Origin of the sequence: Pseudomonas sp. CFBP13528 (genome assembly GCF_005233615.1) — a bacterium.
Taxonomy (GTDB): Bacteria; Pseudomonadota; Gammaproteobacteria; order Pseudomonadales; family Pseudomonadaceae; genus Aquipseudomonas; species Aquipseudomonas fluorescens_AM.
Window position 1 is genome coordinate 15,529 of record NZ_QGAJ01000012.1, and the last position, 13,269, is coordinate 28,797.

Genomic DNA, 13,269 nt, shown 5'->3' on the forward strand with positions numbered 1-13,269 from the left:
TGAGCTGTATCAGGCCTCTGGAACGCCTTTTTCCCAAGCCGACCAGTTGTTCAGGATCGCCTGTACCAGCGGATTCCCCGTGCGGTACAGGTTCTCCAGCGCCGGTACAAACCCACCCTGATCGGCGTACTTGAGCAGGTTGTCCACTTCGCTGTAGCCCGGGTACGGGCGGTCAAAGTCGGAGCCTGCGCGCACCACCGCCAGGCGCTGGATATCCACCAGCCCTTCGCGACTGGCGCGCAACAGCGCTTCGTAGGTGGAGTTGTCTTCCTGCTGCGTGGTGCAGTATTCGCCCTTGTTGTCCGTGAGCAGTTTGGTCCACACCTCGGCGCGTTCGCTCAGGCGGGTGCCGGAGAACCAGGTGTTGCCCGCCAGGGTGTCGCAGCGTGTGACCTGGGGCGGTTGATTGGCCGGGGCGGCGGGGTAGTGCTTGCGCCAGGCGGCGGACTCTTTGCTTTCAGTCAACTCGACCTTGTGCGACAAGGCAAACGCCTTGGCCTGAAGCTTTGGGTTGAGCTCGAAGACTTCGGTCTTGTAGTCCAGCGGCGGTTTTTCATTGGGCCCCTTGGTGTTGATGCCGATATAACCCGTCGGCCAATCCTTGGGCGCATCCCGCGAATCCAGCTCCCATTGTGTCCCGAATTCCACCAGGTAATGCGCCCAGGCGGCCGTGCCGATCGTGCCGTGCCGGGGGCTGATACCGGCAATCCCGGCGATCAGGAAATAACTCTGGCGCAGGTCGAATTTGGGCGACAGGGCCAGGGCCAGGGTGGAGGCGGCGGCGTTGGTCTGGCCCATGCCGGTCACCAGCAGGCACACGTCCTGGGTGTTGCAGCGAATCGCCGGGTACTCGGCGGACAAGCCGGGCACGCGTACCTCCTGTTTGAGTTCCAGGCGATCGATCCAGGTTTGCGCTTCGGGGGCGAACATGGTGATCAGCATCACCTTGGGTTTGATCGGCGCAGCGCTGTCCGCCAGCACCACGTGGGGCAGCAGGGCGAGGCCTGCGGCCATCGAGAGGCGGGTAAAAGTCTTCATCTGCAACTCCTTGATCAGAATTGGTAGCCCACGCCGGCGTAGTAACCCCAGCCGTCGGAACGGGCGCGAAAGTTGCCTTCGCCGAAATTCAACTCGCTGCCGTCCTCCCAGTTGCCGCCGTTGTGAAAGTAACGGCCGACCAGGGTGAAGCGCAGGTGGGTGAATGAGTAGAGCAATACGTTGGTTGCCACCAGGGAATTGGCGGTGCGCGCCGGGTTGTCCTTTTGCAGGTCCGAGCCGAAATCATAGTTGGTGAAGCCGATGTAGGTCAGCGAGGCACCGTTGTCGAACTTGCCGATGGGCACGATGTATTTCATCTGCGCGCGATAGCCGTCCCAGGAATACTCGTTACTGGCGCCGTAGTTTTCCCACTGGTAGCGCCCGTAGAAGTTGGCCGACAGGTTGACCCGCGAGTGGGTGTCGATGTCGGTGCCAAGGCCGCTGTACAGGGTGTTGGCGCGATTCTCTTTGTTGCTGCCGTGGTCGTAGATCCAGTCGAACGCCACATACCATTCCTTGAACGGCCCGATCGCCAGGCTGCGACCGGCCAGGTAGTCGATGGAGATACGTGGCTCGTGTTCCATGAACACGGGCGAGCCATGGTCCCACGCGCCTTTGTCGTTACTGTTACCGATGCCGAGGATCTTTGGCACGTCGATGTAGCCGTACAGCTCGAACGGCCCCTTGCGACCGAAATACTCGTATTCCAGGTAGACGTCGTCCTGGGGCTTGGGGCCGAAGCTGATGTCCTTGCTGCCGATCAGCGTCAGGTCCTGGTTGAACCATTCGGACAGGTAAGCGCCTTTTTTCGCCGGCGGGCTGGCCTCGGGGCTGAGGGTTTCGCCCTGTGCCGAGTCATCCGAAGGTTGGTCGTGCGCCAAAATGGGTGCACTGAGTAGTCCCGTAACGGCGGCCAGTAGCAAGGAAACACCGAAGCAAGCGCGAGGCGTTGAGGTGGGGTGCATTGAAAATCCCTATTCGTACGCGGTTTGAACCCGATTGCTCGGGCGAGGTGAACCTGGTGGCCAAGTTCGTTCCGCAAACGTTTGCACAGGCTGTACCAACTTTAGTCAATCGCCTGAATCGGCTGGAAAAAGGCCGAAATAACCGTCCTTATGATCAGATAATGCCTGGGTGTCATTTATTTGAGGTGGCTGACCAAGTGGCGCCGGTGTCGCGCCGATATTCACTCGGCGTCTGGTTCATCTCGATCCGAAAATGCCGGTTGAAATTGGACAGGTTGGCGTAACCCACTTCAAAACAGATGTCCGCCACCGACCTGTCGCTTTGCAGCAATAACCGGCAGGCGCGCTGTACGCGAAATTTGCGCATCAGCTCGATAAAACCATGGCCGGTATTGCGTTTGAAAAAGCGCGAGAAGCCCGGTTCGCTCATTTCCAGTTGCCGGGCGATGTCCGACAGGCGCACATCGCCGCTCAGTTCACGCATGAGGTAGTCGAAGGCCTGATTGATGCGGTCGGCGCTGCGCGGGTCCAGGGTCGGGGCGTAGCGCGGGCTGGCCAGGACCTTGATCTGTCGGGGCGGGGCGTTCTTGAGGGTGTCGAGCAGTTGCAGGAACAGCACCAGGCGTTGCAGGCCCTGGGCGTTGCCGATGGCTTCCATCAGCCGCGCCGCCTGCGCCGCTGTTTCGTGCTTGAACTCAAGGCCGCGTCGCGCCTGTTCAAACAGCGGCTGCAGGTCGCCGAGTTCCGGCAGGGCCTCGCGCAGGGCAAGAAGGGCGGCGCCGTCAAATTGCAGCACCACGTCACGACCGCGCTGGCACTCGCCGGGTGCCAGGTCGCCAATCCAGTCGTGGGGCAGGTCGGGACCGATCAACGCGACATGCCCGGCACCGAATGCACCAATATAGTCGCCGGCCACCAGCTTGCCGCTGCCGTGGCGGATCAGGTGGATTTCGAATTCGGGGTGGTGATTCCAGCGCGCCAACTCCATCGGATAGTCATGCTCGAACCAGCGAAAGCAGTGCTGCGGCTCTGGCAGGATCACTTCACGTTCGGCGCGGCGTTGCTCGAACAGGGGAGCGCGGAGGGGCATGTGGCTGCGTCTTGTATGTTGGATAACCGCCAAAATACGCGCCTTGGCAGGCTCGGCGCTACCCACGGTGCTATCTGGCACTGATACTTTTTTGCACGCTTGAGGTCGGTTAAAAAAGTACCGGTCGGGCGTGTGCGGTGCGTTTGTGAGAGGTCGGCTCCAACTGCTGTAATCGTCCCGGCAGGAATCCGACATGATTGCAGAGGACATCGCCATGAAACGACTTGAAGGTAAAAGCGCACTGATCACTGGATCGGCGCGCGGCATTGGTCGCGCGTTTGCCCAGGCCTATATCCGGGAAGGCGCGACCGTCGCCATTGCCGATATCAACCTGCAGCGCGCCGAGCAGACGGCTGGCGAACTGGGCCCCCAGGCTTACGCGGTGGCAATGGACGTCACCGACCAGGCCTCCATCGAGGCGGCGATCGGCGCCGTGGTCGCCCGTGCCGGCAAGCTGGATATTCTGATCAATAACGCAGCACTCTTCGACCTGGCACCCATCGTCGACATCACTCGCGACAGCTATGAACGGCTGTTTTCGATCAACGTCGCCGGTACGCTGTTTACCTTGCAGGCCGCCGCGCGGCAGATGATCCGCCAGGGCCACGGCGGCAAGATCATCAACATGGCCAGCCAGGCCGGACGACGCGGCGAGGCGTTGGTGGCGGTGTATTGCGCGACCAAGGCGGCGGTGATCAGCCTGACGCAATCGGCGGGGTTGAACCTGATCAGGCAGGGCATCAATGTCAATGCCATCGCCCCGGGGGTGGTGGACGGTGAGCACTGGGATGGGGTGGATGCACTGTTCGCCAGGCATGAAGGCCTGGCGCCGGGCGAGAAGAAGAAACGGGTAGGGGACGAGGTGCCTTACGGGCGCATGGGCACGGCGGAAGACCTGACCGGCATGGCGATCTTTTTGGCGTCGAAAGAAGCTGACTATGTCGTCGCACAGACCTACAACGTCGATGGCGGCAATTGGATGAACTAGCGGCGTGCACCCATCAACACGGTGGGCGCGGACAAGCAGCCCCACCGTAGATATGCGTTGTTCAGGTCATTCGGCAAAGCTGCGATCAAAGAAGTAGATCTCTCCTGGCTTCAACATGTCCACCGTCGCCTGGGGCCGGCCGCCTTCACCCTGCTTTTTGCGCCCGGTTTCACGCAGATACCCGGCCTCGGTCAGTTTCAGCAAGCGCTGGCGGATACTGGTCTTGAGCACCGGCCGGGCGAGCACCAAAGAAAAAATCGTAGTCGCCTCCGGTGCGCTGAATTCACGCCCCAGGAACATCAACGGCAGGCTGCTGTACAGCGATTTGGAAAACAATCGCTCCTGCACGGCCGCCACAAGGCTGTTGTGATCAAACGGTAACTTGATACTGCCATCGGCTACCGCATTCAACGAATACCAGGCCTGATGGCCGCCCAGCGCGACTTCTTCGGCCACGATCCCCAAGTAGTAAGTGGACGATGACCAGCAGCGCGGGTCGCGAAATGCATCGCCCACGGTGCCCACCTGTTCGTTCCAGACCAGATCGAGGCCGACCTTGTCACTGGAGCGAAGCCGCTCCACCGCATCCTGCAGGCTCAGGTCCTGCACATCGCCATTGACCACCACACCCGGCAATGCCCAGTGTCCGGCAAAGGGCTCGGCATCGCGCTTGTTGAGCAACAGCTTCAATTCCCCGCAGGCTCGGGAGTAACACACGACGCACAAGTCGACGGTGTGCAGGTAGGGGCTCAATGGCATGTGACGTCCTTCTTACAACGTAGGCACCTAGTCTAACGCTTCGGACAGATATGTCATGTACTCGAACTGAGGCAGTCGTGAAAATACTTGTTGTCATGAAAGTACATGACGTGTACTTTTGTTTCCAGGCCACCGGAGAATCACCATGACCCTCGCGAAAACCGCCATTGCTTCATTCGATGTGGATGCCCAGAAGAGTTTCACGCCGTTGTGCCCCGACGAATTGCCCGTCGCCGGCGGCCATCTGATCGGCACCGAACTCAACTACATGGCCAGCCTCGCCGAGCGACGCATCGGCAGCAAGGACGCCCACACGCCGCAGGCGCCCTGGGTGGTCGCGCAGCACAGCCAGATGCTGCAACCCACCGGCCTGGCTCACGCCGATGTCACCTGGGTCAGCCACTGCGTGCCGGGAACCGAGGGCTTCACCTTGCTGGCTGAACTGCCCAGCCCCTATGACTACGACTACTTCGTCTGGAAGGGCGTCGAGCCCGACCTGCACCCCTACGGCGCCTGCTACCACGATCTGCACGACAAACTGTCGACCGGCGTCATTGAATACCTCAAGGCCCAGGGTATCGTCCGCGTGCTTGTCGGTGGCCTGGCCCTGGACTATTGCGTCAAGACCACCGCCTTGCAACTGCTCAAGGCCGGGCTGCAGGTGGTGCTGCACCTGCCGGCGTGTCGAGGCATCACTGAGGAGGGCGGTGCACAGGCCGTCAATGAGTTGCTCAAGGCCGGTGCTGCCATCAGCCGCACCCGCGAAGAACTGGCCGCGATGGCCACGCGTTAAGGAGATCCACCATGGAAAGCGCCTATGACAACGAGTCCCCGGTGATCCAGGGCTTGCTCGACACCGATTACTACACCTTCACCATGATGCAGGCGGTGCTGCACCAGCACCCGAATGTGGATGTGGAATACAACTTCATCGTCCGCTCCAGGGAAAAACTCGGCCATCTGATCCCGTCGTTGCGAGCCGAGCTGGAAAAGCTTGCCGGCCTGCAGATGCGTGAAGGCGAGCTGCGCTTCCTGTTCAACCCGCGTTTTCGCGAATACCTCACGCCGGATTACGAGCGCTTCCTCGGGCTGTTTCGCTTCAACCTGCGTTATATCCACGTCAGTGAAGTGGACGGGCAATTGAACATCCGGGTGATCGGCCCGATGCTGCACTGCATCATGTTCGAGCAACCGGTACTGGCGCTGGTCAGCGAGCTGCGCAACCGCGACAAGTACCCCGACGTCACCCTCGAAGACGTCACCCGCAAGCTCTACCAGAAGTTCGACTGGCTGGAGAAAAACCTCAGCCGTGATGAGCTCGCCGACCTGCGCGTCTCCGACTTTTCCACGCGCCGGCGCCTGTCATTCAAGGCCCAGCGCGAAGTGGTGGACATCATGCGCCGCGACTTCCCCGGCCAGTTCCTCGGTACCAGCAACGCACACCTGGCCTATGAATTCGACTTGCCGCTGATCGGCACCATGGCCCACCAATGGCTGATGGTGCACCAGCAACTGGGGCGTTTGCGCGAAAGCCAGAACGCCGCACTGGAAAACTGGGTGCGTGAGTACCGTGGCCGGCTCGGTATGGCCCTGACCGATTGCATCAGCACCGATTTCTTCCTCAAGGATTTCGACCTGTACTTCGCCAAGCTCTACGACGGTCTGCGCCAGGACTCCGGCGACCCCATCGTGTGGGCCGACAAGGTCCTGGCCAGATATAAGGAACTCGGTATCGACCCCATGACCAAAGACCTTATGTTCTCCGATGGTCTGAATTTCGAAAAATGCCTGCCGATCCTGCGGCATATCCGCGGCAAGGCCCGGTTCGGCTTTGGCATGGGCACCAGCCTTGCCTGTGATGTGGACGGTGTGGAGCCACTGAGCATCGTGATGAAGCTGGTGCGGGTACACGGTGAGCCGGTCGTGAAATTTTCCGATGACCCGGTCAAGAACGTCTGCGAAGACCCGTCGTTTTTGCATTACGCGGCACAGGTATTCAACGTTGGTAGCGTGGAGGTATGACATGCACACTCAAGAACGGATCGCCCGTGAGCTGAACGTCGACCGCTCGCTGGTCACAGGTGGCGAGCCTCGGGAAATTCAACGGCGCATCGATTTTATCAAGCGTTCGTTGCGCGCTTCTGGCTGCAAGGCGCTGGTGCTGGGTATCAGCGGCGGTGTCGACTCCTTGCTCGCAGGCCGCCTGTGCCAGCTGGCGGTGCAGCAACTGCGCGACGAAGGCTACGCCGCACGCTTTATCGCCATGCGCCTGCCCTATAAAACCCAGGGCGACGAACAGGATGCCCAGGCCTCCCTGGATTTTATCCTGCCGGACCATATCGACACATTGGACATTGCCGCCAGTGTCGACGGCCTGATGGCCAGCCTGGCCGCGCCACGAGCCAGTGCCGCACAACGCGATTTCATCAAGGGCAATGTCAAGGCCCGCGCGCGCATGGTCGCGCAGTATGCGCTTGCCAACCTGCACAATGGCCTGGTGGTCGGCACCGACCAGGCGGCCGAAGCGCTGATGGGTTTCTTCACTAAATTCGGCGACGGCGCCTGCGACCTGGCACCGTTGTCCGGCCTGACCAAATCCCAGGTGCGCTTGCTTGCCAGTGCCCTCGGCGCGCCGGCGAACCTGGTGCAAAAACCGCCGACTGCGGATCTTGAAGAACTGGCACCGGGGAAACTCGATGAAGATGCCTATGGATGCTCGTACGCAGAGATCGACGCGTACCTGATGGGCGAGCCGGTGAGCGAGCGGGTGAGGGCGATTATCGAGGCGGCGTACGGCCAGACAGCGCATAAACGCGCGCTGCCGATTGCCCCGCAGTAGGCGCGGGCTGGAAGCCATATCAGGAAGTGTCCCGCCGTGAAATGGAATTTTCCCTACATTCCTTAAGGATAGGGATTCTTTACGCTCTGAACTTTCATTGAGTTCAGGATCAAGGGAATGGCTTCCAGCGTACTGAAAGCGCGTGATTCAATCGCCAGCGTGTTGCGCCGCTACCTGGCAGTGGTTGTCGGCACAACGGCCATGGCGATTGTGTCAGGCATCCTGGTGACGGTATTGGATGATTCGACCTGTCTGCGCAGGCTCGACCCGTCGCTCAAAGCGCAGATGTCAGGGTGGAGTCTGGCCGCGTTGGCGACTGTTGCAGTGTTTTCCAATGTCATGATGGTATGCGGGCGGCATTGGGCGGGCATTGTCCTGGCAGGCTATTTTGTGATGTGTCTGATGCTGGTGGTACCGACCCTTCAGTACCATCCCCATACCTTGGCCTATTCGCTGGGTATCGTATGTCCGCTGTGCGGATTGCTTCTGCTCAATACCGAACGCCACCGCGAGATGCGCCAGACGCTGTTAGAGCTGCGTGTTCAGCGCAACGGCGGTGGCGATCGGGCCGCAGATCAATCCGTTTGATCCTGCACGTCGCCGGCCCTAGCAGGGGGGGATGAGTAGTCCAATTCTGATGCGAGAAAACCCTATGTCTGTTTGGAACTGCACTGTTTTCAGTTGCCACCAAAAGGCAGCTGAACCGAGCGCTTGTTGGTTTGGTCAGGCCGTTGTCACGTCCAAGACATGAGGTGTTGCCATGATGAATACTTACTTGAACCAACCGTTCTATTCGCCTCCGCCCGCGCAGAACTACGATTTCTCGTCAGCGGGGAATGGGCGCAATGCGATGGAGAACATGCCCGGCGCAATGACCAGCAATTTTTCCCATTCGGCCGTTGCAGATTTGCTGCGTCAAAACTTCGAGTATTTCACATCGCCTGGAACTTCTTTCGCGTCGCGAGACTCGCTGGCTGATGTGGCCAATCGTCCATTGGGAAACGGCGGTTATGATGACCAGATGACGTTGCTTGCCAGGGATATATTGGGTCGGCCCGGTCTCGCAAGCCTGTTTGATGGTGTTCAAAATGGCGCTCAGGAAGATGGCCTGATTAACCGCGAGGATATGCAGCTCGCTATCGGTCAGTTGTCTCAGCAAGAGGCAAGTGGGTATTCCCCAATGTCAGGCAATCGGTTCGCTGTGGGGAATAACGGCGCGATGCAACAGCCGGGCAACGGGTTTTCAGGGAATTACAACGGCGCGATGCAACAGCCCGGCAATGGGTTTTCAGGGCGTTACAACGGCGCAATGCAACAGCAAAGAATAAATCAGCAATTTTCTCCCCAGTTTAACGCGCAACCTGCATCCGGTGGGCCGCGAGGCATGGAAGGCTGGCAGTCGCAGCAGCCCCAGATGCGCGCGTATGCATCGCAACCGCCGTCTTATATGGGCGCGCAAGGTAACCAGCAATGGAGCCCGTTGATGGCCGGTGGTCGACCCTATGCCAATGACAGTGACGAATCGTTCTCGGCCAAGGTGCTTTCTCATTTCGGCGCCCTGCAAGACCCCGTGTCGGGGGGAATCACTGACGCGTCACTGAGCGCTGCGGCTTCGGGGTATACCCAGGGCGGGCGGCCTGTCAGTCAGGCGGATATGTTGGTTGCTCAGGAGTTGATGGAACGAGGTGATTTGTTCAAGACCCTGGACCAGGGGCGCAGTGGCAAGCTCGACGGCGCTATCTCTCGGCAGGATCTGGGTGATGCATCGAGTCAGTACCGCACTGTCAGCGACGAAGGACTTCTTCAGGCGGTGAAGGACAATTTCAGACAGTTTACCGCCGGTGGGGATGACAATTACAGTAACGTCAACGAGCTCAAAGAGGCGGCAGGTCTCGTCCCGTCCGACCGAACATTCAGCCCGCAAGCACGTGAAGTGGCGTTTGAGTTGCTCAACCGCCCGGGACTGCTGCGAGAGCTGGATATCGGCACCAACAGTAAAGGGGGCGTCGGTTACGAAGACCAGCGTTTTGATATGGCTAATATCGACTATATGCTCCAGAAAAAGTCGTTCGTGTGATTCAATTCTTGCGCTGACGCGTTTGCTGGTAATCTTTGCGCCTCTGCGGGCGAGTAGCGTCGACTGATCGCTGAAGGCTGTTTCCTGTCAGTCAGGAGGCAGCCATCGGCGCCGGCGCCAATACACTCAAGCAGTTGACGAAAACTACCGGCATTCAAGGCCCCGGATCATCATGCAAGTCACCCAGCAACGACCGTTGTGGCAGGTTTATTTATTCTTTCTGGCACCGATGGTGCTCTCCAACTTCCTGCAAAGCTTCTCCGGTACGCTCAACGGCATCTACGTTGGGCAGATGCTCGGTACCCACGCGCTGGCGGCGGTGTCGGGCATGTTCCCCGTCGTGTTTTTCTTCATTGCCCTGGTGATTGGCTTGGGTGCCGGCGCCTCGGTGTTGATCGGCCAGGCCTGGGGCGCCCGGGAGACGGGACTGGTCAAGGTGATCACCGGCGCCACGCTGACCCTTGGCGCACTGATAGGCGTGCTCGCGGCCGTACTGGGGGGGCTGTTTGCGCGCCCTGCGTTGCAGGCCTTGGGAACCCCCGTCGATGTGCTGGACGATGCGGTGGATTATGCCCAGGTGATGATGCTGATCATGCCGCTGCTGCTGGTGTTTATCCTTTATACCCAGCTGCTGCGCGGCGTCAGCGACACGGTTTCGCCGTTGTTGGCGCTGATGGTGTCGACGCTGGTGGGCTTGTTGCTGACGCCGGCGCTGATCCGCGGTTGGATCGGCCTGCCGCCCATGGGCATCCAGAGTGCGGCGTACGCCGGGCTGGCGGGGAATGCCCTGGCGATGCTGTTCCTGATGCTGCGCCTGCGCCACAAGCACCACGTGATGGCGCCGGATCGCGACATGCTCGCGGCCCTGCGCCTGGACCGGGCGATCCTTGGCAAGGTCCTGCGCATCGGTTTGCCTACCGGCTTGCAGATGGTGGTGCTGTCGTTGTCCGAATTGGTCATCCTGGCGCTGGTCAACGGCCATGGTTCCCAGGCAACGGCGGCGTACGGCGCGGTGACGCAGATCGTCAATTACGTGCAGTTTCCGGCGCTGTCGATTGCCATCACCGCCTCGATCCTGGGGGCGCAGGCCATTGGTGCCGGGCGCCTGGAGCGCATCGGGCCGATCCTGCGCACCGGGCTGTTGATCAACACCGTTCTCACCGGTGGCCTGATCGTGCTCGGCTATGGGTTGTCGCATTGGCTGCTGGGTCTGTTCATCACCGACGCCGCCGCGCGCGTCAACGCCGAGCACCTGTTGCACATCATGCTGTGGAGCATCCTGGTGTTTGGCTTCCAGGCCGTGATCGGCGGCATCATGCGCGCCAGCGGCGTGGTGTTGATGCCGGTCGCCATCTCGATTTTCTGTGTGCTGTGCGTGGAATTGCCGGTGGCGTACCTGTTCAATGCGCACTTTGGCCTGGAAGGGGTGTGGATGGCGTTTCCGGTGACTTACCTGGCGATGCTGGTGTTGCAGACGGCCTATTACCGGTTGGTATGGCGGCATAAGCAGATCAAGCGGCTGGTGTGATACAAGGTTGCCCCACCCAAGGAGAGAAGGCGCTTCATCAATGGCAAATCCCTACGCCGCATTGTTCCAGGTGCCTGGCGCTCGCGCGTTTGTGCTGGCGGGCATGCTGGCACGCATGCCGATCTCCATGACGGGTATCGGCCTGATCACCATGCTCTCGCAGGTGCATGGCGGTTATGGCCTGGCGGGCGCGGTGGCGGCGGTATTCGCGTTGGCCACGGCACTTTGTGCACCGCAGGTATCACGTCTGGTGGATCGATACGGTCAGGGCAGGGTGCTGCCCATCGCCGCGCTGATCGGTGGTGGCGCGTTGTTGATGGTACTGCTGTGCACGCGTTTGCAGGCGCCGAACTGGACGTTGTTCCTGTTCGCCGCGCTGGCCGGCTGCATGCCCAACATGTCGGCCATGGTGCGGGCGCGCTGGACCGAGTTGTACCGCGGTCAGCCCAGGCTGCAAACCGCTTTCGCCCTGGAGTCGGTGCTCGATGAGGTGTGCTTTATCATCGGCCCGCCCATTTCGGTCGGTCTGAGCGTGGTGCTGTTTGCCGAGGCCGGGCCTTTGGTGGCGGCGCTGTTGCTGGCGGTGGGCGTGACCACTTTCGTGCTGCAGCGCGAGACCGAACCGCCGGTGCATCCACACCACGACCACCATGGGCGCTGGCTGATTGCCTCGCCTTCGGTGCTGATCCTGATGACCCTGTTGCTGGCCATGGGGGTGATTGTCGGTGTGGTGGATGTGGTCAGCGTTGCCTTTGCCCAGCATCAGGGCCAACCCGCAGCGGCGAGTATCGTGCTATCGGTGTACGCCATCGGCTCCTGTCTGGCCGGCCTGGCTTTCGGCACGCTCAAGCTCAAGGCCTCGTTGCCCCGACAGTTTCTGTTCTGCGGCGTGGCCACGGCGTTGACGACATTGCCGTTGCTGTGGGTGACCGATATTCCGGGTCTGGCCGTAGCGATCTTTATCTCCGGTCTGTTCTTCGCCCCAACCCTGATCGTGTCCATGGCGCTGGTGGAGCAGGTGGTCCCACCGAGCCGCCTCACCGAAGGCATGACCTGGCTGATCACCGGTCTGAGCATTGGCGTGGCCATTGGCGCCGCAAGCTCGGGCTGGATGATTGACCACGCTGGCGCCGCCAGCGGGTTCTGGGTGGCGCTGGCGGCGGGGCTGGTGGTGTTGGCTTCGGCTGTGCTGGGGTATCGGCGGTTGGGTAGTCAGCCAATCGCCGGGCAATGATGTTGTAGAAACTCATTCAGCGCTTGGCGTGTCAGGTCGTTCAACGTCACTTTCTTACGGTTCGCCGCCAAGGCTGCAGCCAAGTGCAGGTCATGGCCGACGCGTACGTTGAAGGAGCCCTTGCAAGGCTTTTCCGGTGTTTGCCCCAGGGCCTGGCAGGTTGCGAGGTAATCGTCCACCGCCTCTCTGAAGGCTGCGTCCAATTCGGCGACGGTTTTGCCTTCGTAGCTCACCAATGCCTTGATGAACAGGATTTTGCCGAACAGGCAGTTGTCTTCGAGGCTGGCTTCGATGGAGCCGATGTAGCCTTTGTGTTTCAGCTGGTTGTTCACTGAATCAGTTCTCCTGATTTCAATTGTTCGATGATTTGGCGCCGAATGTAGTGTTTCAGTTCGTTGCCGGGGTGAGGCTTGTGCAGGGTGATCAGTGCACTGGGGTCGCCGATATCGAATTTGACCCGGCTTCCAGCCCCTTCAATCTGTGTGTAGCCCAGTCGGCGTAACAGCGTTACGAGTTCAGACCAGGTGAATGCCATGTGCTCGTTGAGCAGTTTGGCCAGCAGCTTTTCATTTTTGGACACGGCGTTCCCTGCGTGTAACTAAATGTAGTTGCAAAAAGTGGTGTGCGTCAATGCTAGCTCGGTCTGGTGGGTCTTTCTTGAGATTGATGTAACCCTTGATGACACCTCGCCTTCAGCCCCTCACTCCTCGCTAATTTTTCCCTTTGCGGTTCGTTTTATAGGGACGACGTG

The 13,269-nt window shown here is 60.2% G+C and carries 14 protein-coding genes; 8 read left to right on the forward strand and 6 right to left on the reverse strand.

The window, feature by feature from the left end:
- Nucleotides 1-9: 9 nt before the first annotated feature.
- The 3 genes from PspCFBP13528_RS19920 to PspCFBP13528_RS19930 form a co-directional block, all read right to left on the reverse strand.
- The gene (locus PspCFBP13528_RS19920; RefSeq protein WP_065950963.1) at nucleotides 10-1,038 is read right to left on the reverse strand and encodes a purine nucleoside permease; all 1,029 of its coding nucleotides are present in this window, start codon (nucleotides 1,036-1,038) and stop codon (nucleotides 10-12) included.
- Nucleotides 1,039-1,052: 14 nt separating this feature from the next.
- The gene (locus PspCFBP13528_RS19925; RefSeq protein ID WP_137201302.1) at nucleotides 1,053-2,003 is read right to left on the reverse strand and encodes a nucleoside-specific channel-forming protein Tsx; all 951 of its coding nucleotides are present in this window, start codon (nucleotides 2,001-2,003) and stop codon (nucleotides 1,053-1,055) included.
- A 172-nt stretch (nucleotides 2,004-2,175) separates the two neighbouring features.
- Nucleotides 2,176-3,093: an AraC family transcriptional regulator gene (locus tag PspCFBP13528_RS19930; RefSeq protein ID WP_137201303.1), complete on the reverse strand. Its 918-nt coding sequence runs from the start codon at nucleotides 3,091-3,093 to the stop codon at nucleotides 2,176-2,178.
- 214 nt (nucleotides 3,094-3,307) lie between these two features.
- Between PspCFBP13528_RS19930 and PspCFBP13528_RS19935 the strand changes: the two genes are divergently transcribed.
- Complete coding sequence (locus tag PspCFBP13528_RS19935; RefSeq protein ID WP_065951029.1) at nucleotides 3,308-4,081, forward strand: L-iditol 2-dehydrogenase; 774 nt, start codon at nucleotides 3,308-3,310, stop codon at nucleotides 4,079-4,081.
- 66 nt (nucleotides 4,082-4,147) lie between these two features.
- On the opposite strand, the gene PspCFBP13528_RS19940 is transcribed toward PspCFBP13528_RS19935, so the two are convergent.
- Nucleotides 4,148-4,840, reverse strand: a complete 693-nt coding sequence (locus tag PspCFBP13528_RS19940) for an NUDIX hydrolase (protein ID WP_065950960.1) — start codon at nucleotides 4,838-4,840, stop codon at nucleotides 4,148-4,150.
- Between the two features lie 145 nt (nucleotides 4,841-4,985).
- Here PspCFBP13528_RS19940 and PspCFBP13528_RS19945 point away from each other — a divergent pair, with 145 nt between their 5' ends.
- The 7 genes from PspCFBP13528_RS19945 to PspCFBP13528_RS19975 all read left to right on the forward strand — a co-directional run bounded on the left by PspCFBP13528_RS19945 (nucleotide 4,986) and on the right by PspCFBP13528_RS19975 (nucleotide 12,518).
- Entirely contained in the window at nucleotides 4,986-5,633 is a 648-nt protein-coding gene (locus PspCFBP13528_RS19945) for an isochorismatase family protein (protein WP_137201305.1), read from the forward strand.
- Nucleotides 5,634-5,644: 11 nt separating this feature from the next.
- A complete protein-coding gene (gene pncB, locus PspCFBP13528_RS19950; RefSeq protein ID WP_137201307.1) occupies nucleotides 5,645-6,862 on the forward strand; it encodes a nicotinate phosphoribosyltransferase in 1,218 nt (405 codons plus the stop codon).
- Between the two features lies 1 nt (nucleotide 6,863).
- Complete coding sequence (nadE, locus tag PspCFBP13528_RS19955; RefSeq protein WP_137201309.1) at nucleotides 6,864-7,679, forward strand: ammonia-dependent NAD(+) synthetase; 816 nt, start codon at nucleotides 6,864-6,866, stop codon at nucleotides 7,677-7,679.
- Nucleotides 7,680-7,796: 117 nt separating this feature from the next.
- Nucleotides 7,797-8,267, forward strand: a complete 471-nt coding sequence (locus PspCFBP13528_RS19960; RefSeq protein ID WP_137201310.1) for a hypothetical protein — start codon at nucleotides 7,797-7,799, stop codon at nucleotides 8,265-8,267.
- Between the two features lie 172 nt (nucleotides 8,268-8,439).
- Nucleotides 8,440-9,756, forward strand: a complete 1,317-nt coding sequence (locus tag PspCFBP13528_RS27650; protein ID WP_178084446.1) for a hypothetical protein — start codon at nucleotides 8,440-8,442, stop codon at nucleotides 9,754-9,756.
- 172 nt (nucleotides 9,757-9,928) lie between these two features.
- A complete protein-coding gene (locus PspCFBP13528_RS19970; protein WP_065950955.1) occupies nucleotides 9,929-11,284 on the forward strand; it encodes an MATE family efflux transporter in 1,356 nt (451 codons plus the stop codon).
- Nucleotides 11,285-11,324: 40 nt separating this feature from the next.
- Complete coding sequence (locus PspCFBP13528_RS19975) at nucleotides 11,325-12,518, forward strand: MFS transporter (RefSeq protein WP_065950954.1); 1,194 nt, start codon at nucleotides 11,325-11,327, stop codon at nucleotides 12,516-12,518.
- Here the strand turns inward: PspCFBP13528_RS19975 and PspCFBP13528_RS19980 are convergent.
- Both PspCFBP13528_RS19980 and PspCFBP13528_RS19985 read right to left on the reverse strand, forming a co-directional pair.
- Complete coding sequence (locus PspCFBP13528_RS19980) at nucleotides 12,497-12,850, reverse strand: type II toxin-antitoxin system HicB family antitoxin (protein ID WP_065950953.1); 354 nt, start codon at nucleotides 12,848-12,850, stop codon at nucleotides 12,497-12,499. The two genes, PspCFBP13528_RS19975 and PspCFBP13528_RS19980, sit on opposite strands and share 22 nt — an antisense overlap.
- On the reverse strand, nucleotides 12,847-13,098 hold the full coding sequence (locus PspCFBP13528_RS19985) for a type II toxin-antitoxin system HicA family toxin (protein WP_057722035.1): 252 nt from the start codon (nucleotides 13,096-13,098) through the stop codon (nucleotides 12,847-12,849). Before PspCFBP13528_RS19985 ends, PspCFBP13528_RS19980 begins: the two co-directional genes overlap by 4 nt.
- Between the last annotated feature and the right edge of the window lie 171 nt (nucleotides 13,099-13,269).